The organism is Mycobacterium sp. MAA66, from assembly GCF_041261665.1.
GTDB lineage: Bacteria > Actinomycetota > Actinomycetes > Mycobacteriales > Mycobacteriaceae > Mycobacterium.
Window position 1 is genome coordinate 267,580 of sequence record NZ_JBGCCC010000005.1, and the last position, 21,377, is coordinate 288,956.

The following is a 21,377-nucleotide window of genomic DNA, read 5'->3' on the forward strand; positions in this document are numbered from 1 at the left end:
CTCAACCGAGGTGCTTGAGTACCTCGACCGCAAGCCTCTCGCCTTTGTCCTCTTGCAGGAAGTGTGAGGCGCCCTCGATTCGGATCTGCTCACCCGCGGTCGGGATCAGCTCGCAAAAAGCTTCTCCCGCACGGGGATACGGGAACACCGGATCCTGGTCGGAGAACGCCACCAAGGCCGGCTTACGCCAGCGTGACAATTCGTCGGTGACGGCACGCATCTCGGTGGCACCGACTGCCTCCTCGGTTGTGGGCACCAGAAGCGGGAACTGGGCTGCGCCGGCCTTCGATTCGACATTCGGGAAGGGCGCGTCGTAGGCGGCCACCACCTCGGGCGCGAGCTCGGTTGCGGTGGCGCCCTGGATGACGAAGCCGACCGGCAGATCGGGGTTCTTCTCGGCGAAATCCCGCCATGCCATAAAGCCCTTGGAGACCCGGCCGGTGAACAGTCCGGTGTTGAAGATCGCCAGCGCGCCAACCTGATCGGCGTTCTCCACCGCCCAGCGCAAGCCGATCGGCCCACCCCAGTCCTGCACCACGGCAATGGCGTCGCTCAGATTCAGACCGCCCAGCACCCGCGTCACCAATTCGGTATGCCGGTCATAGCTGTACCAACGCCGATCGGTGGGCTTGTCGGACCGGCCGAAGCCGGCGAAGTCGGGCACGATCACCCGGTGCCCGGCATCGGTGAACGGCCCGATCATCTTGCGGTAGAGGTAGGCCCAACTCGGCTCGCCGTGGAAGCACACGATCGGTCTGCCGTCGCGCGGGCCTACATCCAGATAGTGCATCCGTAAGCCGTCGACATCGACATAGTTCGGGGCGAAGTCATAACCCGGCAGGTTCGCGAAGCGGTCATCGGGAGTGCGGAAAACCTCAGCAGCCATGGCGCAAACTTAGCCACGAGTTGACCGACCGGTCAACTATTACCTAACCTTCACAGGTGCCCCGAAGCTCCGACGCCCGCGAACGCCTGGTGTCGACCGCGGCCCGGCTCTTCCTGGAGCGCAGCTATCAAGCGGTCGGCGTCGACGAACTCTGCCGTGCGGCCGATATCCGGAAAGGCAGCTTCTACCACTACTTTTCGTCGAAATCCGAACTGGGCAAAGCGGTTATCGACCAACACGCCGCCGTGTTCGCGCGGCAGCTGGCCAGCTCCCCCACAGCGACGCCGGCGCAGAAACTGCACGCGGTGCCCGATGCCATCGGCGTCATCCAGTCCGCCCTCGAAGCACAATTCGGCCGCGCAGTCGGCTGTCCGTTCGGCAATTTCGCGGCCGAACTCTCCACCACCGACGACGACCTACGCGAGCACCTCGCGCGAACATTGGGGGCGATGGAGCATCACCTCGCGCTCATCTGCCACGAAGCACAGGTAGCCCGCGCCCTGCGACCGGGCACCGATCCCGCGCAACTCGCACACGCCCTACTGGCGCAGTATCAAGGCATCATCCTGCTGGCGAAACTGAATGACGCCGGCGTCGCCAACCTGGCCCCGGCACTACACGACTTCATCGACGGCTACCTGGCCGACACCAACGGACGCAACAGCAACGACTGAGGGCCCGCTACGAATCGCGGGCAGACTGGCTGTCGAGACCAACCGGAGGGCGGCAATACGGCCCGAAAATCGCCGTGCAGTTGGTCTGGCAACGGTGCATCCAGGCTACGAAGCCCGAACCTCGGTGGGCCACAGCTTTTCCATTTCATCCCGCGAAAAATGCCACGCCGCCTCGTCAACCGCGCCGCGGGATGCCCGTGCGTTCAGGATCCGCCGCAGGATCACTCCCGCCGGATCGCGCGCCGTGATCCGAACGACGAGCCAACGAACCTCGACCATGCTCTCGATCCTTGCGATGTCCCGGCGAACCTCATCTGGATCGGTGTGATGCACACCCTCGTACTCAATGGCGATCTTCAACTCCGGCCACGCGAAATCGACAACCCCGATCAGCGCTCCGTACTCGTTGCAAATCGGGTACTGGCTCTCCGGTTTAGCGAGCCCCGCCCGAATGATCAACAGCCGCAACGCCGTTTCCCGAGGCGATTCCGATTTTGCGTCGACAAGCGCAATGGTCTTCCGCGCCTGGAGAATGCCCCGCTGTCCTCGGTGGCGCGCCGCTGCCACCTCGATATCAGCCACCGTCAACCGCGCGGCGCGAGCCAACGCATCGATCGCAGCGACTGCAACGTCCTCCGGATATTTTCGTGCCAAATCAACAGCGGTACGTAACGGAGTAGTCAGTCGCATATCACCGATCAAGCAGGTCTCGTCATCATCCGGTGTGTCCTCCCATACGACGACACCACGCGTCGGGCGGCAATAGCGGTCCATGACGCAGGCAGGAACCTCGGGCCCGACGAACCTGGCCCCGTGCAACGCGGCCGCCGAGAAACCAGCGAGCACACCCCTGCGTTTGGATCGCAGCCATGCCGCCTTCGCCCGGGTAATCGCGGTGGGCCTCGTACCTCTCGGCACGTAAACGTCCTTGTGCACGGCCACGAAACTCGTCCGCAACTGATGCCGAGTCAGACGCCCCGCTGACAACGCCTCACTCCCGATGAATGGCTCCCCCATCACCAAAGCGTGCCCAACAGGTCGTCGAGCCGACCAGCCCAAGTCCATAGCAGCTGTGAATAACTCGCCTCAGCGCCATCGAGACCAACTGGGCGGCGGAAAAACGGCCAGAAACTCGCCGTGCAGTTGGTCTGGCGGATCTCGGTGGGCACCGCAACCCCAGTTGTCGCACAGCGGCGGGCACTTCGACCACCGACCGCCGACCGCGACCGCTAACCGCCCGCCAACTCCCTCAACTCCGGCACCAACTGCGCCAGCGCGCGGCCCCGATGCGACGCGGCGTCCTTCTCCGCGGGCGTCAGCTCCGCCGCAGACACCGAACCGCCCGACGGCACGAAAATCGGGTCATAACCGAAGCCGCCCGACCCGCGGGGCGCCCGCGCGATAGCTCCCGGCCACTCGCCGCGCACCACCGTCGACCCGGCCGCCGATACCAACGCGCAGCACGACACGAAAGCCGCGCCGCGCCGTTCGTCGGGCACATCACCGAGCTGTCCCAGCAGCAGTTCCAAGTTCGCCGTGTCGTCGCCGTGTCGGCCCGCCCAGCGCGCCGACAACACCCCCGGCATGCCATTCAGCGCATCGACCGAAACGCCGGAATCGTCTGCGACACAAGCAATTCCGGTGGCCGCATACCCGTCCGCAGCCTTGGCCAAGGCGTTCTCCTCGAACGTGGCCCCGGTCTCGGGCGCTTCGGGGTAGGCGGGCACGTCGTCCAGCGACAGCAGCGTCAGGCCCGTGATCCCGGCAGCCTCCAGCACACGCTGCAGTTCACGGAGCTTCTTCGAGTTGCGTGAGGCGACCAGAAGCTCAGGCACCGAACGCCTTCTTGGGCGGCCCCGACGGCTCGGGCAGTTCGCCCGGGTAGGGCTCGGCCAGCGCCTCGCGTTGCAGCGCGAACAATTGATCACACGCAGCCAGCGCGGCATCCAACAACTTGTCCAGCGTCGAGCGCGGGAAGGTCGCCCCCTCGCCGGTGCCCTGTACCTCGACCAGCGTCCCGGTGTCTGTGGCGACGACGTTCATGTCGACCTCGGCGCGCGAGTCCTCGACGTACGGCAGGTCCGTACGCACCCGGCCGTCGACCACACCGACTGACACCGCGGCGATCGCGCAGGACAACGGCTGCGGATCCTTCAGCCGGCCGGCCGCCGCCAGATAAGTCACCGCATCGGACAGTGCGACGTAGGCGCCGGTGATCGCCGCGGTGCGGGTACCACCGTCGGCCTGCAGCACGTCGCAGTCGATGGCAATGGTGTTCTCGCCCAACGCACTCAGGTCGATGCATGCCCGCAGTGAGCGGCCGATCAACCGGCTGATCTCCTGGGTCCGCCCACCGACGCGGCCCTTCACCGATTCGCGGTCCGAGCGGTCATGAGTAGCGGCCGGCAGCATCGCGTACTCGGCCGTGAGCCAGCCCAACCCGGAACCCTTGCGCCAGCGCGGCACACCCTCGGACACCGAGGCCGTGCACATGACCCGCGTCTGGCCGAACTCCACCAACACCGACCCTGCCGGGTGATTGGTGAAACCTCGGGTGATCTTTACCGGGCGGAGCTCGTCGTCAAGGCGACCGTCTTCACGTCTGGACACCCGACAACCCTAGCGGGCTGCGATCGCTACCCGCGGGTGATGTCGAACGACTCGTTGCACACCACCGCATGCACCGGTCCGTTGAACTCGGCCTTGGCCTCGCTGATCACATCCTCGCGAGAGGTCCACGGCGGAATGTGGGTCAGCAACAGTTCACCGACCCCGGCCTCGCGGGCGGCCCGGCCGGCTTCGGCACCCGACAGATGCAGCCGGGGCGGACGGTCCGGCGACTCGGTCCACGATGCCTCGCACAAGAACACGTCGGCACCGCGCGCCAGGTCGATCAGCGCATCGCAGTAGCCGGTGTCGCCGGAGTAGACCAGCGTCGCACCGGACGGATCGGCGAACCGCATGCCATACGACTCGGTCGGGTGACACACCGCGCGCGGCGTGACGGTCAACGCGCCGACCGCCACGGCCTGGCCGTCCACCCAGGTGTTCACCTCGAAGATGTCAGAGATGTCATCGATTTCCCCGCCCTCGGGCGAAGACGCCGCACCCATTCGTTGCCAGGTGTCCGACGGTCCGTAGAGCAGCGCGCGGCCGACCGGCGGGGTCGGGTGATAGCGACGCCAGACGAACAGTCCCGGGAGATCCAGACAGTGGTCGGCATGCAGGTGCGACAACAAGACGTTCACATCGCCGGGGTCGGCATGACGCTGCAGCGCGCCGAGTACGCCACCGCCGAAGTCGATCACCATCGGCGCAGTGTCAGGTGCGGTCAACAGGTAGCCCGATGCCGGAGAATCCGGCCCGACCACACTGCCGGAGCATCCGAGGATGGTAAGGCGCACGCCCCTAGCTTGCCACGTCGTTATCGCCTGTGACGAAAAGACCGCACCTTTCGGCGACCAGTTTCACGATTCACAGAAAACAAGGTGACGCGCCACAGTGCCGTGAGGGCCGCGCTACACCCATTGAGTGTTGTTTGTGCGGGATCGTGCAAATTCAGCAAATCAGGGTTGGAGCCTCGGCAGCTGCCCGCCCTTGTGCAGTTCACGTCGTTTTCGCTCTGGCGCGCTGACAACATACGCAGCACAAACCCCCGCGATCGCACCACAGGTGTGGGCCTGCCAGGACACTCCGAAAGTGCCAGGCAGCATGCCCCACAGCACACCGCCGTAGACCAACATGACGGCCAGCCCAACCAGGATCTGCCACATCCGCCGGGTGAAGAACCCGTACACGATCAGAAAGGTCAGCCAACCGAAGATCAGCCCGGACGCGCCGATGTGCACCGACTCCACACCATGCGGCGCACCGATGTTGCCGATCAACCAGGTACCCAGTCCCCCGCCGATCCAGATGATCGCCGTCGCCACCACAAACCGCCCCAGCCCGCACAACGTCACCAAGAAACCCAGCACCACTGCCGGGCCGGTATTGGCGAACAAATGCTGCCAGTTGGCGTGCAACAACGGAGCCCACAAAATGCCGGACAAACCGTCGGTTTCCAGCGGGCGGATACCGTCGGCGTTGAGCTCCTGGTTATGTACCGAGTCCCACGCCTCGATCAGGTACAGCAGCCCCACGAACAGCGCGATGGTGACCGCGCCGACCTTCCACTTCGCCGGCGGTTTCGGCGACGTCTGGGTAGACAGTTCACTCATGTGATCACCTCCGCGAATGCACCCGACATCACTCCACGGTAGGTCGGAATTCCGGCGATCGACTCCGCACTCAGCACCGCGACCATGACCGCGGTAGCCAACGCATCGGCCGCCGCGGCTCCGATCTGCGAGATCAGCACCGTCTCCGGACTCATCTGCTCGGGTATCTCGGGGTCAGGATCGACATGGACCCTTCCGGTGGCCAACGCGAAGACGGTGTCTCCGTCAACTGCCGTGTGCGCCGGCCGGATGGTGTGCGCCAGTCCGTTGTGCGCCGCGGTGGCGACCTTGCGGCAGCCGGCCGGGCTCAGTGCGGCATCGGTGGCCACGACGGCGATGGTGGTGTTGAGCGGCGGCTCTTCCTTCTTGAGATTCGCGTAGGCCTCGATCTGCTCCTGTGGCGGCCGCCTGAGACCGAAGCGCACGATCTGGTCGGCGGACCACGGCAGGCCCGTCGTGGGGTCGGCGATGTTGCCCGCTGCATTGACCGCCACGATGGCCCCGACCGTCACGCCGTTCTCGAGTCGGACCGACGCCGTGCCCAGCCCGCCCTTGAGCGCACCGGCGCGGGCGCCGACTCCCGCGCCGACGGTGCCGGACTCGACGGTGGTGCCGGCAGCACTCGCCGCGCGGTATCCGAATTCGGCGGTCGGTCGGTTGGCCCACGCGCCCACCGGCAGATCGAAGATCACTCCGGCGGGCACGATCGGCACGCGGCCGCCGGCCATCTTCACGCCGCGGTCGTGTTCCTCCAACCAGGTCATCACACCGTCGGCAGCGGCCAGTCCGTACGCACTGCCACCGGTGAGCACTACCGCGTCGACGTGGCGGACGCTGTTGGCCGGGTCGAGCAGATCGGTCTCGCGGGTGCCGGGCGCTCCGCCACGCACGTCGACCCCGCCGGTGGTGCCGGGAGGGGCGATGACGACCGTGGTGCCCACGGCCCAGCCGCTGCCGAGTGCGGCATCCTCGATCCGCTGGTGGTTGCCGACCAAGATGCCCTCGACGTCGGTGATGCTGCCGTGAGTCACCGGGCGTCCATCAGACTCAGCACCAGATACTCCTGCAAGTAGGTCAGCCAGTGGTAGACCTCAGCGTGCCCGGCCATCGGGTGATCAGACGAAAGCTGTTCTGGCCCATCGGGTCCCACGTCAAGCATGGTGCCCAGCGCCAGCCGCACGTCATTGACCGCACCGGCCCACGCCTGCCCGTCCTCCTCGGTCAGCTCCAACCGTCCGCCGCCGGCCGGCAGGGTGTCCAGAAGCCGCTGGGCGGCTTGCCGTTTGGCTTCGATGATGGCCGGCTCATGCAGGCTGCGCAGCGCGCCGTTGAGGCTTTCGTCGGGCTGCTCGTCCCGGTGGAAGTCCGGCAGCAGCCGGCGCATGGTGTCATCGTCCGGCGCCTGCGAATGACCGACCTTGATACCGGTCAGCTGCGCGAGTTCGTCTTGCGGAGTAGATGACTCGCGATCATCGAGCATCTCGCACAATGAGCCCACCAGGTTGCTCAGCAGCTGCACCTCGTGCGGTTCCAGGGCGGCGCGCAGCCGGACTCCGGCGGCGGTGTCCACCCGCTTCCACTTGCGCACCGGCTCAGCGATCCTGCTGGAGGGTCGCCCAGAGTCCGGCGGCGTGCAACTTGGTGACGTCGACTTCCATCGACTCGCGACTGCCGGCAGACACCACGGCTTTGCCTTCGGTGTGCACCTGCATCATCAGCTGGGTGGCATGCGTCTCGCTGTAACCGAACAGCTTCTGGAAGACGTAGGTCACGTAGGACATCAGGTTCACCGGGTCATCCCAGACGACCGTCACCCACGGACTGTCGAGCTGATCGACAGTCTCGACCGCCTGTTCCTCGTGAGTTGCCGGGCTGGTCCGCGCAGTGGGGCTGGCCAGAACCATGAACTCAACAATAGCCGGGAGGGGTGATCGGACAGAACCACTACGGTAAGGCTGTGACCGCGGCGCTACTTACCGACAAGTACGAGCTGACCATGCTCGCGGCCGCGCTGCGCGACGGCACTGCGCACCGCCGATCATCGTTCGAGGTGTTCGCCCGGCGACTGCCCTTCGGACGTCGCTACGGCGTGGTCGCCGGGACTGCGCGGTTCGTCGCGGCGCTCGCGGAGTTCCGATTCGACGACGCCGCACTGGCCTCGCTCGACTTCCTGGATCCGGCGACTTTGGCCTGGCTGGCCGACTACCAGTTCCGCGGCGACATCGACGGCTACCCCGAGGGTGAGCTGTACTTTCCCGAATCCCCGGTGCTGTCGGTGCACGGGTCGTTCGCCGAATGCGTAATCCTGGAGACCCTGGCGCTGTCGATCTTCAACCACGACAGCGCGATCGCCTCGGCGGCAGCCCGGATGGTCAACGCCGCAGCAGGCCGGCCACTGATCGAGATGGGCTCGCGCCGTACCCATGAGCAGGCCGCCGTCGCAGCAGCCCGCGCCGCATATCTGGCCGGCTTCACCGCGTCGTCGAACCTGGAGGCGCAACGCACGTACGGAGTGCCGGCACTGGGCACCAGCGCGCACGCGTTCACTCTGCTCCACACCGGTTGCGGCGACGAGCCGGCCGCGTTCCGCGCTCAAGTCGACGCATTGGGCGTGGGCACCACGCTGCTGGTCGACACCTACGACATCACCCAGGGGGTCGCGAATGCGGTGGCGGTCGCCGGGCCCGAGCTCGGCGCGGTGCGGATCGATTCCGGTGACCTGGGCGTGATGGCCCGCCAGGTGCGCGCGCAGTTGGATGCGCTCGGCGCCACCGGCACCCGCATCGTCGTCTCGGGTGATCTGGACGAGTATTCGATCGCCGGGCTGGCGGCGGCGCCGGTCGATGTCTACGGCGTCGGCACCTCGGTGGTCACCGGGTCGGGCGCCCCGACCGCGTCGTTCGTATACAAGCTGGTCGAGGTCGAGGGCCGCCCCGTGGCAAAGCGCAGCAGCCACAAGGAATCTCATGGCGGACGCAAGGAAGCTCTGCGCGTGTCCAAGCCTTCCGGAACCTACATCGAAGAGGTGGTCTATCCAGCTGAGGCCCGGCCCGAGGTGGACGGCCGCCAGCTGACGGTGCCACTGGTGCGTTCCGGCACAACGGTCTTCGACTTTTCACTGGCCGATGCACGGGACCGCGTCGCTGCCGGATTGCGGCACCTGCCCTGGGACGGCCTGAAGCTCTCCAGCGGCGAGCCAGCCATCCCGACCCGTCGGGTGGGCCCGTGACGTCCGATGTCTCAGCGCTGCTGTCGACCGCAGTGACCGCGCTGGGCGGCGCCGAACGGGACGGCCAGATCGAGATGGCCGAGGCGGTCGGCTACGCCTTCGACCACGGCGAGCATCTGGCGGTGCAGGCCGGCACCGGCACCGGAAAGTCGTTGGCGTACTTGGTGCCATCCATCGCGCACGCAATGGCGTCCAACCAGCCGGTGGTGGTGTCGACGGCGACCATCGCGCTACAGCGCCAGCTGGTCGACCGCGACTTACCGCGACTGGCCGACGCATTGACCCCGCACCTGCCCCGCCGGCCTGAGTTCGCGTTGCTCAAGGGCCGCGGAAATTACCTGTGCCTGAACAAGGTTCACAGCGGGGGCTCGGCCGAGGAAGACCTTCCGCAGGAAGAGTTGTTCAATCCGGTAGCCGCGTCCGCCCTGGGCCGCGACGTGAAACGACTGATCGAGTGGTCGTCGGACACCGAGACCGGGGACCGCGACGAGGTGGCCCCGGGCGTGCTGGACCGGGCCTGGTCGCAGGTCAGCGTCGGCGCGAGAGAATGCATCGGCGCCACCCGGTGCCCTTACGGCCAAGATTGCTTCGCGGAGAAGGCGCGCGCCAAGGCCGGCGCTGTCGACATCATCGTCACCAACCACGCGCTACTGGCCATCGACGCCATCTCCGAAGTCAACGTGCTGCCCGAGCACCAGCTGCTGGTGGTCGACGAGGCCCACGAGTTGGTCGACCGGGTGACCAGCGTTGCCACCGGTGAGCTGTCGGCGACGTCGATGGGCGTGGCGCACCGGCGGGCGGCAAGACTGGTGGAACCCGAACTGGCGCAACGACTTGAAGCCTGCGTGGCGACATTGTCGTCGGCCATGCACGATATCGACCCCGGCCGTATCGATGTGCTGGACGAGGAACTCGCCACCTATCTGACAGCGCTGCGCGATTCGGCCGACAAGGTGCGGATGGCCATCGACACCGCGCCCACCGATCCCAAGGCCGCCGCCGCGCGGACCGAAGCCGTGACCGCCCTCTCGGACCTGAGCGACACCACCTCCCGGGTGCTCGACTCGTTCGTGCCGGCCATTCCCGACCGCTACGACGTGGTGTGGCTCGACCGCGACGAATCAAGGGGCACAACCCGTTCCATTCTTCGGGTGGCGCCACTGTCGGTGTCCGGTCTGCTACGGACGCGACTGTTCACCGAGGTGACCGCGGTGCTGACCTCGGCCACGTTGACCATCGGTGGACGTTTCGAATCGATGGCCCGCAACTGGGGACTGTCAGTACCGGAAGGTTCCGACTCGCCGGCCCCCAAGTGGAAGGGCATGGACGTGGGATCGCCCTTCGCCCACGCCAAGTCCGGCATTCTCTACGTCGCCAAACATCTGCCACCGCCCGGACGGGAGGCGTCCTCACCAGAGCAGCTCGACGAAATCGCTTCTCTCATAACCGCTGCCGGCGGCCGAACCCTGGGCTTGTTCTCCTCGATGCGCGCGGCCAAGGCCACCGCCGAGATCATGCGCGAGCGGTTGGACACCCCAGTGCTGTGCCAGGGCGAGGACACCACCGCCGCGCTGGTGCGCCGGTTCACCGGGGACGAGGCGACGTCACTGTTCGGCACCCTGTCGCTGTGGCAGGGCGTCGACGTACCGGGACCGTCGCTGTCATTGGTGATCATCGACCGAATTCCGTTCCCGCGTCCCGATGATCCGTTATTGACCGCGCGCCAGCGCGCCATCGCGGCGCGGGGAGGCAACGGGTTCATGGCGGTGGCGGCCTCGCACGCGGCACTGTTGTTGGCGCAGGGTGCCGGCCGCCTGTTGCGCAGCGTCGATGACCGCGGGGTGATCGCGATCCTGGATTCGCGGATGGCGACCGCTCGTTACGGTGGGTTCCTACAGTCGTCGCTGCCGCCGTACTGGGCAACCACCGATCCCGCGCGGGTCCGCAGCGCGCTGGAGCGACTCGCGTCGTCGCGCTGAGCGGCCGGCCGCCGTCGGTGTCTCCCGACAAGACTCGCACCGGGACCTGTCAACATGTGCTGACAATGTCAACACATGCTGACAACGCCGGGCGGCAAGTGCCGCAGGCGAACCCGACACACCCGAGTGCGCCCGGCCGTCAATCACACTGTTGCGGCTTGACTCCCGCCGTGGCCGTGGTGCCGGTGGGTCATCAAGCGCTCGAGAATGACCTTGCACAGGTCACCGTTGTCGGCATGTCGGGCCAGTCCGCGCCGGCGCAGGAAACGCTCGAGGCGCCGTTCGATCGGCCAATTGGCGTACTCGGCGCCGCGATAACCCGAGTTGACGAATTCCGTTGTCAGCGAATGAACTTCGGCTTCGGTCGGGTTCCCGATCATGAGGCCGGAACCGACGCTACCCGCACCGACAGCCGATCACCGATGGCGTGCACAGCCGGCCAATCGCCGGCACGAACAGCCCGGGCCAGATCCTCGACCAGCGGACTGTCCGTACCCAATTCGGTCAGCCAGGCCGACACGGTGGCCGCGATCTCGTCACCTGGCACCTGCACGGTGCGACCGGCCCGCAGCCGATTGGTCACCTGGTAGACAGGCACCTTTTGGCTGGGCCTTCGCAGAACCCATCGGTACTTCAGCGCAGTCACGTCCCGCTCCTCGCGTGGGGTCGATTCAGCCGAGGTGATAACTCACTTTGGTAACGATGCTTGACACCAGTCACTCTTTTAACAAGATCCGGTCACGATTTGAACCCTATGCGTGTCCTGTTCGGATCCCGTTCGGTAGATGTGTTTGCCCCGACGTCTGCTGGGATACAAGAAACGCTGGGCGCACGTTACTGCGCGTAGGGGTCGGTGATCTCGCGGAGTTGATCCAGGATCTGCTGCAACAGTGTGAAGTTGCGAGTGCCCAGGTAGGTACTCCACTCCGCGTGGATCTCGTCAAGTGTTGCCGTAGCTACCTCGATCGCACGCCGGCCACGTTGCTCGATCACGATCAATCGGGCGCGGCCATCGACGGGGTCGGGACCCCGGCGGACATAACCCAATCGTTCCAGTTGATCGACCAGCACGCCCGCGCTCTGCTTGCTCATCTGCGCCTGTTCAGCAAGGTCCGTGAGGCGCGAACCGTCCGGGGCGATGCGTTGAAACACGCGGCACTGGGCGAGGGTCCAGTCATCGAATCCGGCGTCCTGGAGCGCCCGGAAAATCCGGTCTTCGGCGTACCGGTACGGGATGAACAACGACATCCCTAGATCAATCCGCTGCTCGTCGTCCATGCCACCCTCGGCTCCATCGCCACCTGATCCCACGAAATCCACACCCTACGTTCGCCGCCACGCACCCTCACCGACCCGTACCCGCTGCTCTCACGAGCACTGCCGCCAAATAATCACAATTGTACATCTCATTGACTATTGTCGATGCCGATCGAGGCTAGTTACCTTCCACCACTTGACATGTACCAGATGCAACGGCAATAGTAGTCAATGTTACTGACTACTTATCAACAGAGGGCGGCAACCGAGATACACGGGCCCGCCCACCAACACGCCCCGTCATTCGTTCTATAGAAAGTGAAATGCTGTGAAGTTTCTCGTCCTTGGAGCAACCGGCCGTACCGGCGTCACCTTCGTCAAAAAGGCACTCGACCAGGGCCACCAGGTCACTGCCCTCGTTCGGCGAACCGACGCCACCGTTGACCCGCGCGCTCGAATCGTCAGCGGCGACGTCACCGACGCCGCTGTCATCACCGCGGCAGCCCGCGGGCACGACGCGGTCATCAGCGCGCTCGGTGTCAAAAGCATCCGCAAAACGCCAACGCTCATCACGGACACAGTTCGTGCCGTCATCGCGGCCGCGAAAACATCGGGTGTTGACCGGCTCGTGATCGTGTCCGCGTTCGGCGTCGGCGACTCCCTATCTAAGGCATCGCTGCTCGCCCGTCTGATTTTTCGCACTGCGCTGCGCAAGAAATACGAAGACAAGGCCTCGTCCGAGGTGCTCTTGAAAGCCAGCGACCTGAAGTGGACCCTCCAATACCCTGGGGCCTTGAACGACGGGAGCGCCGATCGCTACACCGCGGTCGCACTGGAGGACGTCACGACATTGCCGATCCTGCCCTCAACCTCTCGCGAAAACGTCGCTGACTTTCTCCTCCACTCCGCCGTGGAGAACACCTTCGTCCGTCAGATCGCCGTCGTCACCGACACCAAATAGGTCGCTGCATACGATAGGCAGGTCATCTGAGTACGACTCCGTCGTCGTCACGCGCTGCGGCACGCGCATCTGCCGGAGCAGGGGTCCGCAGCGGCCGGGATCGAATGATCCTGGGCCACCAGAAGAACGGGCCCAATAGTCGGGCGATGGCCGGCGTGATGAACGAGCGCACGATGAGGGTGTCGAGTAACAGACCGACACCGATGGTGGCGCCGAACTGTCCCACAGATAGCAGGTCGCTGGACAGCATGGCCATCATGGTGACCGCGAAGACCATTCCAGCGGTGGTGACGACCTTGCCGGAGTTGGCGACGGCGCGGATCAATCCGGTGTTGAGCCCGGCTTTGCTCTCTTCGAGGTAGCGCGCGATGAGCAACAGGTTGTAGTCCGAACCGACGGCCACCAAGATGATGAAAGTCAGTGGCAGCGTCAGCCAACTCAGCGGAATCCCCAGTATGTGTTGCCAGATGAGCACTGACAGCCCGAATGCTCCGGAGTACGAGAAGGCCACAGTGCCGACGATGACGGTCGCCGCCACCACACTGCGCGTGATGAGCAGCATCACCAGAAAGATGAGCGCCAGTGCGGCGACCGCGGCGATGAGCAGATCGGTCTTGGTCGCATCCTGAATGTCCCAGTAGGTCGCGGCGGCACCGCCCAGGTAAACGTGCGAACCGGCCAGGGTCGTGCCTTTGAGTGCCTCCTTGGCTGCGGGCAGGAACGTCCGATCGTGGATGATGCCTTCAGGGGTGAGTGCTTCGCCGTCGTGGTAGATCAGGTATCGGGCCGCATGACCGTCCGGTGACATGAAGTATTTCAAGTCGATCTTGAAGTCGGGATTATCGAACGCGTCGGGCGGCAGGTAGAAGAACTCGTCGTTCTTGGCGCTGTCGAAGGCGTATCCGAGGTCCATCATCTGCCGGCCGAGTTCATCGAGTTGAGTGAGCATGGGCTTGGCTGTGCTGTGCTCGGTCTCGATGATCTGCTTCATCTGCGTGAGCTGATCAGCCGTCTGGCCGATCACCTGAACCAACTGCGGCGTGACGACGTCCTGAATCTGGGCTGCCTGAACGTTTTTCTGCATCTCGTCGCTCATCTGGTCGATCTGGTCGGTCATGTCGAACAGTGATCGCATGGCAAAACAGATCGGGATGTCGGCGCAATGCGGCTCCCAGTAGAAGTAGTTGCGCATCGGGTGGAAGAAGTCGTCGAAGTTCGCGTAGTTGTCACGCATCGTGTCGGCGACGGTCTTGAGTCCCTGGGCAGCGTCGAGGGCGACATGTGCCGAGTCGGACTGCAGGGAGGTGAGCTCCTGTTGATGGTGGACGATAGCGATCATCTTGTCGGTGACGTCGGCCATGTTGGTCAGCCGGTCGTTCATGTCGGTGATGAACGGGAGTAGCTCTTTGATCTTGGTGCCCATCGTCCCCATGGTGAATGTGAACGACGAGTGCTCCAAGGGCGTCCCGAGCGGTCTGGTGACACCCTGAACCATTCCGACGCCAGGGGTGTGAAAGATGCTGCGCGCCACCCGGTCCAGGGCGATCATGTCGGTGCTGTTGCGCATGTCGTGATCAGACTTGACCATCAGCATCTCACTGTTGAGCTTGCTGATCGGGAAGTGCCTGTCGCTGGCGGTGTAGCCGGCCTTCGACGGGATGTCGTCGCTGATGTAGATGCGGTCGTCGTAATTCGGGCGATAGGACGGGATTGTCACCGATCCCACCAGCACCACGGCGCAACTGGCCACCAGAATTCGTCCGGGCCAGCGCACCGTCACGGTGCCGACCTTGCGCCAAATGCCATGGCCTGGCTTGCCCTTGGGCTCGAACAGTCCGAACCGGCTGCCGACGGCGAGCACTGCGGGCGCGAAGGTGAGTGCCGCGGCGACAGCGGTCAGCGTCGCGACCGCGCATGGGATGCCCATGGTGTTGAAGTAGTTCAGCCGGGTGAAGTGCAGGCAGAATGTTGCACCCGCGATCGCCAGGCCCGATCCCAGAATCACGTGCCAAACACCCTGTACGGCTATGTAATACGACGATTCGCGGTCTTGGCCGGCGCGGCGGGCTTCGTGGTAGCGCCCGATCAAGAAGATCGCATAGTCGGTGCCGGCGCCAAGGATCAGGGACACGAGGATGTTCGACGCAAACACGGAGATGCCAAATACCTTGTGGAAGACCAGCAACGAGACGACGCCGCGTCCGCTGTACAGCTCTACCAGCACGACGAACAGCACCAGCAGCGCCGTGACCACGGAGCGATAGACGATCAACAGCATCACCGTGATGATGACCATGGTCGCGAACATCAGCTTGAGCAGGCTGTCGTTGCCGACGGTCAGCATGTCGGTGGACAGCGGCGCGGATCCGGAGACATATACCTTCAGCCCCGGCGGTGATGTGGTGTTGGACACGGCATCACGAACTGATTGGATGGACTCGTCGGACTCGGTCGAGCCTTGATTACCGGCGACGCGGATCAGCACGTAAGCCGCTTTACCGTCGGCGCTCTGCACGCCCGCTGCGGTGGTGCCCTCGCCCCACAGGTTCATGACGTATTGGACGTGGGTGGTGTCGGCCTTGAGTTTGTCGACCAGTTGCGCATAGAACGCGTGGTCAGCGTCGCCGAGCTTGTGGTCGCCTTCCAGGATGACCATCACCAGGCTGTTGCTGTCGGACTCGTGAAACTCTTTGCCGATCTCAATGAGCGCCTGAGACGACGGCGCATCCACCGGCACCAATGGACTGCGGTTGGCAGCCGTCACCGGTTCCAGTTGTGGCGCTACGACATTCAACGTAATCATCAGTGCCAACCACGCCAGAATGACGGGCACCGCGAAGGTACGCATCAATCGCGGGTAGGACCAACCCTGTGAGGTGCCGGTTTCGCTGCTGTGTTGACTCATGCGGACAGCACCTGGCACCAAACCGCGGCGTGGTTGCCGGTGGCCGTGTGTTCCGAACGTACGACGCCGTCCACGGTGATCCGGCAGCCGACATTGCCGCCGGCGACCTGTGCGGTGATGTCCGCGGTGGCCACAGTCAGAACCGTCGTTTCGGTATGTGACCACGGCAGCGCCGTCAGATCCAGGCCCACCGGTTTGACGTCGACGTTCCAGTAGCTCACCCGGCCCCAGCCTCCGAAATCACCGAATACCTCGTAGGTGATGTTCTTCGGGTTGAACTGCACGATAGCGAATTTCGCTGCCGGACTTTGAGTTCGGTCATCGGAACCGAAGATCCCGTGGAGCGATTTGATGGCCACCGCAGCCACCACCACCACGGCGATCACCAGGATGGGCAACCACGCGCGATCCGCCAGGCGACGGGTTCTGGAGTCGGTCATCGAGTCGACACTTCGCGTCCGCATAAACCATTGGCGGGCAAACCCAACACCAAGTCGCCTCTCGTCGTACCGGATTCGTGGTTACCGAAAGGGGTTAAGCCGCGATGTGTGCGGACTATTCCGCCATCGAGGAAGTGTGCGCTAGGTCACGTGCGTACGTTTGTCACCCGAGAACCAACTGACCTCGGCTTGCTTGACGTCGTCGAGGTTTCGTTCAACGACGTTGCGGCCCTTTGTAGTCCTGGGCGCCCCATTGTTTACGGCACGTATCCACGCCCTTGTTGCGTACGTGCACACCTCTGCCGTAGGCAACCGCCTCGAGGTCGATGCCGGACAAAAGCTCAGCCTGAGCTGAACGGAATTCGCAGCGCGGCCCGGATGGTTGTTGTCGGTATGCCGACCGGAGTAGTGCTCGCCCCCGACCGCAGTTCCGCGAATCATGTCGCCGCCGCGATCGACCAGGCCCGGCGCGCGTACGCCGCCGGCGTACGCCAATTGTGGATAGCTCAGCAGTTCGACCACGACGCGATATCGCTGGCCGGGTACGTCGGAGCCGCGGTGCCAGGCCTGCGCGTCGGCACGTTCGTCGTACCGATCAACCCACGGCACCCGCTCATCGTCGCCTCCCAAGCGCAGACCGCCCAAGCCGCCACCGGTGGGAACTTCACCCTCGGTCTGGGCCTGGGGGCACACGCCCCGGAACAGGCGGCATTCGGGACCACGTGGCCCAACACAATCGGCCGACTACGCGAATACCTGCAGGTGCTCAGATCGATCCTTGACACTGGCGCCGTCGACTTCCACGGCGACGAATTCACCGCCGCCCCACAGTTTCCTGTGACGCTCGCTGCAGGTGCGCCGCTGCCGATCTACGTCGCAGCCATGGGGCCCAAGGCATTACGCGTTACAGGAGAATTGGCGGACGGTACGCTGCCCTACCTGGCCGGGCCGCGCACCGTGGAGGAGTTCATCGTGCCGACCATCGCCGCGGCAGCTACCGAGGCCGGCAGGCCCGCACCGAAGGTCATCGCCGCGGTGCCCGTACTGGTAACCGACGACGTCGACGAGGGCCGGGCCCGCGCCGCCGAGGCCCTCGAGTTCTACGCAACCATCCCGTCGTATGCGCGGGTCATCGAGCGCGAAGGGGTGGAGTCGGTAATCGACCTCGCCGCGGTCGGCACCGCCGGCCAGGTAACTGCTCAACTGCGCCGCTACCGTGATGCAGGCGCGACCGATATCGTGCTCAGCCCCCTCGTACGCACCGGCATTGCAGCGCTAGAACCGATCTGGGACGTCGCGGCAGCACTGTAAGCCGAAGCAGCTGTTCGTCCCACACCTCAGACCGGCAGCCGGACCACGTAACCCGATTCCAGCGCCACCCACACCGCACCATTGCGATCGAGGGCCAGCCCGTGCGGCTCACTGCCCGGCGGTAGATCGAACGTCGCGACGTCGCCGTCGGCTCCGACCCGGGCGATACCGTCGGCACCCCACAGGCTCACCCACACACCGTCGGCCATATCGGCAATCACCGCGTGCGGTTTGCCCGGCAGATCCAATTCCTGGATGGCGTCATTCAACGGAATTCGGCCCAGCTTGCCGGCACCCGGCGCGGTGAACCAGACCGCGTCGTCATGGGTCGAACAGATGCCCACCGGGCCGGCCGACGGCGTCGGAGTCCGCCGCACCGAGACCTCACCGCCGACGGTCACCCGACCGATGGCCGACTTCTGATTCAGCGTGAACCACAGCGCGCCGTCGCCGCCGGCGGTGATCATCGAGGGCATTCCGCCGGGCACCGCGACGACATCGACCTCGCCGGAAGCCCCGATTCGCCCAACCGCACCGGAGTCCATCGCGGTGAACCACACCGCGCCGTCAGGACCGGATCCGATACCGAATGGCGCATTGCCCGAAGGTAATTCGACAAAATCCAACGACCCATCGCCGGTCACTCGACCCAGCCTGTCGGTACCGGCGCAGCTGAACCACATCGCCCCGTCGGGCCCGGCGCAGATCAGTGACGGCCGGCTGTCCGGACCAACATCGACCACAGATGCGGCGCCGTCCGGCGTGACTCGCGCCACCGCACCGCGGTGCACCAACGTCACCCACATCGCGCCATCAGGCGCGGCCGCCAACGCGTACGGTCCGCCGTCGACCGTAACGGTCAGGGCGCTCATGCCATGGTGACCAGGCCGAGCTCGGAGTCGCCGGCCAACAGCGTGTTGTGCGGCAACACCCGCACCGTGTAGCCGACCGGACCGGCCACCGGCAGCGGTGTCGTCGTCGAGTACACCTCCACCCCACCACCCGGAGAACCGATGTGCGCCATCGGCACCGTCAACGGATCGACGATCTGATCGCCGGTATCGACCCGGCCCAGAACCGCTTGCACCACAACCTCATCGGCCCGCAGGCCGGCCAGCTGCACCGTCGCGGTCAACGACAACTCCGAACCCAGCAGCGGAGTATCAGGCAACCCGTAGCTGTCCACATCGGTGATCTCGACGTGTGGCCACGCCTCGGCGACCCGCTTCCGATACGCGGCCAGCGACCGGGCCGCGCCGAACGGCACGCCGTCGACCGGGGCCACCGTGCGCCGATACGACTGGGCCGCGGGGGCGTAGTACTTCTCGGTGTAGTCCCGCACCATCCGCGATGCCAGCACCTTCGGCCCGAGCGACTGCAGCGTGTGACGCACCATCTCGACCCAGCGCATCGGTACACCATGCTCATTGCGCTCGTAGAACTTCGGCGCCACCGAGTTCTCGATCAGGTCGTACAACGCCGCTGCTTCCAGGTCGTCGCGCCGCCCCTCGTCGGCCAGGCCGTCGGCAGTCGGTATCTCCCAACCATTTTCACCGTCGTACCACTCATCCCACCAACCGTCGCGGATCGACAGGTTCAGCCCGCCGTTGAGCGCACTCTTCATGCCCGAGGTACCGCAGGCCTCCAGCGGCCGCAACGGATTGTTCAGCCACACATCGCAGCCCCAGTACAGCAACCGGGCCATCGACATGTCGTAGTCCGGCAGGAACGCAATGCGGTGCCGCACTTCGTGCTGGTCGGCGAACTTGACGATCTGCTGGATCAGCGCCTTGCCACCGTCGTCCGCCGGATGGGACTTGCCGGCAACGATCAGCTGCACGGGCCGGTCCGCGTCGAGCAACAGCCGCTCCAAGCGCTCCGGATCGCGCAGCATCAGGGTCAGCCGCTTGTAGGTCGGCACCCGCCGGGCGAATCCGATGGTGAGCACCGAAGGGTCGAAAGCCGTTGCAATCCAGCCAAGTTCGGCCTCAGAAGCGCCTCGCTCCGTCCATGAGCGGTGCAGCCGGGCCCGTACATCGGCAACCAGCTTTTCTCGCAGCTGAGACCGGATCCACCACAGATGACCCGGGTCGACGTGCTGCAACTTCTCCCACAGCGCGGGCTCGCCACTCGCCTGCTCCACGGCCTCCAGGCCTTCAGCACCGACCAGCTCACGGCCCAGGTCGAGCCATTGCGGCGCGGCCCAGGTAGGCGCATGCACGCCGTTGGTGATGGACCCGATCGGAACCTCCGACCAGTCAAAGCCCGGCCACAGCTCGTTGAACATGTGCCGGCTGACCCGGCCGTGCAGCAGCGATACCCCGTTTGCGCGTTGCGCGAGCCGTAAACCCATGTGCGCCATGTTGAACTTGTCCGGATCGTCTTCGGCCCCGAAGGCCACGACGCGCTCGAGCGGCACACCCGGCAGCAGCGGCTCGGCGGCCGTGTCATCGAAGTAGCGGTTCACCATCTCCACCGGGAATCGGTCGATGCCGGCCGGTACCGGGGTGTGTGTGGTGAACACTGTCGACGCTCGGACCACGGTCAACGCGGTGTCGAAGTCCAGTGCGGATCCGGTGATGTACTCCCGAATCCGTTCCACGCCAAGGAATCCCGCGTGACCCTCATTCATGTGATAGACCTCGGGCGCGGCGATACCCTCGATCTCGGTGTACGCGCGGATGGCCCGGATACCACCGATGCCGGCCAAGAGCTCCTGCTTGATCCGGTGCTCCTGGTCTCCGCCGTAGAGCCGGTCGGTGACGCCGCGCAGGTCGTGATCGTTTTCGGGAACGTCCGAATCGAGCAGCAGCAACGGGATACGACCCACCTGGGCCACCCACACCCTGGCCTTGAGCACCTGCGATTCCGGCAGTGCCAGCGACACCAGGGCAGGCTGGCCGTCGGCCCCCGTCAGCAGCCGCAACGGCAACCCCTGCGGATCGAGCGACGGATAGTTCTCGTGCTGCCAACCGTCTGCAGTCAGTGACTGTTTGAAGTAGCCCGACCGGTAATACAAACCGACCGCGATCAACGGCAACCCCAGATCGGATGCCGACTTCAGGTGATCGCCGGCCAGGATCCCGAGGCCACCCGAGTAGTTCGGCAACACCTCCGCGACACCGAACTCCATCGAGAAGTAGGCGATGCCCTGCGGCATGGCCGGTCCGTCCTCACCGGCGTCGGCGACTTGCTGCTGGTACCACATCGGCCGGCTCAGGTAGTTGTCCAGATCGTTGGCGCGGTGGGCGACCTGACCGACGAACCCCGCATCGGCTGCCAGCTCATCCAGCCGGGCCGGGCTCACTGCCCCCAAGAGCGCCACGGGGTCGGCACCGACCTGCTCCCACAGCACCGGATCGATGGACACAAACAGGTCCTGAGTCGGCTTATGCCAGGACCATCGCAGGTTTGTCGACAGCCGCTCCAAGGCCGCCAAGGGCTCCGGCAAATGGGCACGTACGGTGAACCTGCGGAGGGCTTTCACACGAGTTCACCTTACTGATATTTCGTGA

Annotated in this window: 21 protein-coding genes; 5 read left to right on the forward strand and 16 right to left on the reverse strand. The window is 65.1% G+C overall.

Annotated features, from left to right (window positions below):
• Position 1: 1 nt before the first annotated feature.
• Positions 2-886 carry a haloalkane dehalogenase gene (locus ABIA30_RS17590; protein WP_370067613.1) on the reverse strand — a complete coding sequence of 295 codons (885 nt, stop codon included), beginning with the start codon at positions 884-886 and terminating at the stop codon, positions 2-4.
• 56 nt (positions 887-942) lie between these two features.
• Between ABIA30_RS17590 and ABIA30_RS17595 the strand changes: the two genes are divergently transcribed.
• Positions 943-1,560 (forward strand): TetR/AcrR family transcriptional regulator, encoded by a 618-nt coding sequence (locus tag ABIA30_RS17595; RefSeq protein WP_370067615.1) that lies wholly within the window; start codon positions 943-945, stop codon positions 1,558-1,560.
• A 105-nt stretch (positions 1,561-1,665) separates the two neighbouring features.
• On the opposite strand, the gene ABIA30_RS17600 is transcribed toward ABIA30_RS17595, so the two are convergent.
• From ABIA30_RS17600 to clpS, 8 genes are all read right to left on the reverse strand, one after another.
• Positions 1,666-2,577 (reverse strand): endonuclease domain-containing protein, encoded by a 912-nt coding sequence (locus ABIA30_RS17600; RefSeq protein ID WP_370067706.1) that lies wholly within the window; start codon positions 2,575-2,577, stop codon positions 1,666-1,668.
• Positions 2,578-2,789: 212 nt separating this feature from the next.
• Positions 2,790-3,395, reverse strand: a complete 606-nt coding sequence (gene rdgB, locus ABIA30_RS17605) for an RdgB/HAM1 family non-canonical purine NTP pyrophosphatase (protein WP_370067617.1) — start codon at positions 3,393-3,395, stop codon at positions 2,790-2,792.
• Positions 3,388-4,170: a ribonuclease PH gene (gene rph, locus ABIA30_RS17610; RefSeq protein WP_370067619.1), complete on the reverse strand. Its 783-nt coding sequence runs from the start codon at positions 4,168-4,170 to the stop codon at positions 3,388-3,390. Before rph ends, rdgB begins: the two co-directional genes overlap by 8 nt.
• Before the next feature lie 26 nt (positions 4,171-4,196).
• Positions 4,197-4,964: a cyclic nucleotide-degrading phosphodiesterase gene (locus ABIA30_RS17615; protein WP_370067621.1), complete on the reverse strand. Its 768-nt coding sequence runs from the start codon at positions 4,962-4,964 to the stop codon at positions 4,197-4,199.
• A 162-nt stretch (positions 4,965-5,126) separates the two neighbouring features.
• On the reverse strand, positions 5,127-5,780 hold the full coding sequence (locus tag ABIA30_RS17620) for a rhomboid family intramembrane serine protease (RefSeq protein ID WP_370067623.1): 654 nt from the start codon (positions 5,778-5,780) through the stop codon (positions 5,127-5,129).
• The gene (locus ABIA30_RS17625; protein ID WP_370067625.1) at positions 5,777-6,811 is read right to left on the reverse strand and encodes a P1 family peptidase; all 1,035 of its coding nucleotides are present in this window, start codon (positions 6,809-6,811) and stop codon (positions 5,777-5,779) included. The genes ABIA30_RS17620 and ABIA30_RS17625 overlap by 4 nt, the downstream gene beginning before the upstream one ends.
• Entirely contained in the window at positions 6,808-7,368 is a 561-nt protein-coding gene (locus ABIA30_RS17630) for a DUF2017 domain-containing protein (RefSeq protein WP_370067627.1), read from the reverse strand. The genes ABIA30_RS17625 and ABIA30_RS17630 overlap by 4 nt, the downstream gene beginning before the upstream one ends.
• 4 nt (positions 7,369-7,372) lie before the next feature.
• A complete protein-coding gene (gene clpS / locus ABIA30_RS17635; protein WP_370067629.1) occupies positions 7,373-7,684 on the reverse strand; it encodes an ATP-dependent Clp protease adapter ClpS in 312 nt (103 codons plus the stop codon).
• Positions 7,685-7,737: 53 nt separating this feature from the next.
• Here clpS and ABIA30_RS17640 point away from each other — a divergent pair, with 53 nt between their 5' ends.
• Both ABIA30_RS17640 and ABIA30_RS17645 read left to right on the forward strand, forming a co-directional pair.
• A complete protein-coding gene (locus ABIA30_RS17640; protein ID WP_370067631.1) occupies positions 7,738-9,009 on the forward strand; it encodes a nicotinate phosphoribosyltransferase in 1,272 nt (423 codons plus the stop codon).
• The gene (locus ABIA30_RS17645; protein ID WP_370067633.1) at positions 9,006-10,988 is read left to right on the forward strand and encodes an ATP-dependent DNA helicase; all 1,983 of its coding nucleotides are present in this window, start codon (positions 9,006-9,008) and stop codon (positions 10,986-10,988) included. Before ABIA30_RS17640 ends, ABIA30_RS17645 begins: the two co-directional genes overlap by 4 nt.
• Before the next feature lie 143 nt (positions 10,989-11,131).
• Here the strand turns inward: ABIA30_RS17645 and ABIA30_RS17650 are convergent, their stop codons facing one another.
• The 3 genes from ABIA30_RS17650 to ABIA30_RS17660 all read right to left on the reverse strand — a co-directional run bounded on the left by ABIA30_RS17650 (position 11,132) and on the right by ABIA30_RS17660 (position 12,266).
• Positions 11,132-11,368, reverse strand: a complete 237-nt coding sequence (locus ABIA30_RS17650; protein ID WP_370067635.1) for a hypothetical protein — start codon at positions 11,366-11,368, stop codon at positions 11,132-11,134.
• Complete coding sequence (locus ABIA30_RS17655) at positions 11,365-11,634, reverse strand: hypothetical protein (RefSeq protein ID WP_370067637.1); 270 nt, start codon at positions 11,632-11,634, stop codon at positions 11,365-11,367. The genes ABIA30_RS17650 and ABIA30_RS17655 overlap by 4 nt, the downstream gene beginning before the upstream one ends.
• A gap of 188 nt (positions 11,635-11,822) precedes the next feature.
• On the reverse strand, positions 11,823-12,266 hold the full coding sequence (locus ABIA30_RS17660) for a MarR family winged helix-turn-helix transcriptional regulator (RefSeq protein WP_370067708.1): 444 nt from the start codon (positions 12,264-12,266) through the stop codon (positions 11,823-11,825).
• Positions 12,267-12,573: 307 nt separating this feature from the next.
• Between ABIA30_RS17660 and ABIA30_RS17665 the strand changes: the two genes are divergently transcribed.
• Positions 12,574-13,206, forward strand: a complete 633-nt coding sequence (locus tag ABIA30_RS17665; RefSeq protein WP_370067639.1) for an NAD(P)-dependent oxidoreductase — start codon at positions 12,574-12,576, stop codon at positions 13,204-13,206.
• A 22-nt stretch (positions 13,207-13,228) separates the two neighbouring features.
• On the opposite strand, the gene ABIA30_RS17670 is transcribed toward ABIA30_RS17665, so the two are convergent.
• Both ABIA30_RS17670 and ABIA30_RS17675 read right to left on the reverse strand, forming a co-directional pair.
• Positions 13,229-16,111 carry an RND family transporter gene (locus tag ABIA30_RS17670; protein WP_370067641.1) on the reverse strand — a complete coding sequence of 961 codons (2,883 nt, stop codon included), beginning with the start codon at positions 16,109-16,111 and terminating at the stop codon, positions 13,229-13,231.
• Positions 16,108-16,551, reverse strand: coding sequence for an MmpS family transport accessory protein (locus ABIA30_RS17675; protein WP_370067643.1), 444 nt, complete (start codon positions 16,549-16,551; stop codon positions 16,108-16,110). The genes ABIA30_RS17670 and ABIA30_RS17675 overlap by 4 nt, the downstream gene beginning before the upstream one ends.
• 393 nt (positions 16,552-16,944) lie before the next feature.
• Here ABIA30_RS17675 and ABIA30_RS17680 point away from each other — a divergent pair, with 393 nt between their 5' ends.
• Complete coding sequence (locus ABIA30_RS17680) at positions 16,945-17,862, forward strand: TIGR03564 family F420-dependent LLM class oxidoreductase (RefSeq protein ID WP_370067645.1); 918 nt, start codon at positions 16,945-16,947, stop codon at positions 17,860-17,862.
• Between the two features lie 26 nt (positions 17,863-17,888).
• On the opposite strand, the gene ABIA30_RS17685 is transcribed toward ABIA30_RS17680, so the two are convergent.
• Together ABIA30_RS17685 and glgP are read right to left on the reverse strand one after the other, a co-directional pair.
• Entirely contained in the window at positions 17,889-18,734 is an 846-nt protein-coding gene (locus tag ABIA30_RS17685; RefSeq protein ID WP_370067647.1) for a virginiamycin B lyase, read from the reverse strand.
• Positions 18,731-21,349: an alpha-glucan family phosphorylase gene (gene glgP, locus ABIA30_RS17690; protein ID WP_370067649.1), complete on the reverse strand. Its 2,619-nt coding sequence runs from the start codon at positions 21,347-21,349 to the stop codon at positions 18,731-18,733. The genes ABIA30_RS17685 and glgP overlap by 4 nt, the downstream gene beginning before the upstream one ends.
• Between the last annotated feature and the right edge of the window lie 28 nt (positions 21,350-21,377).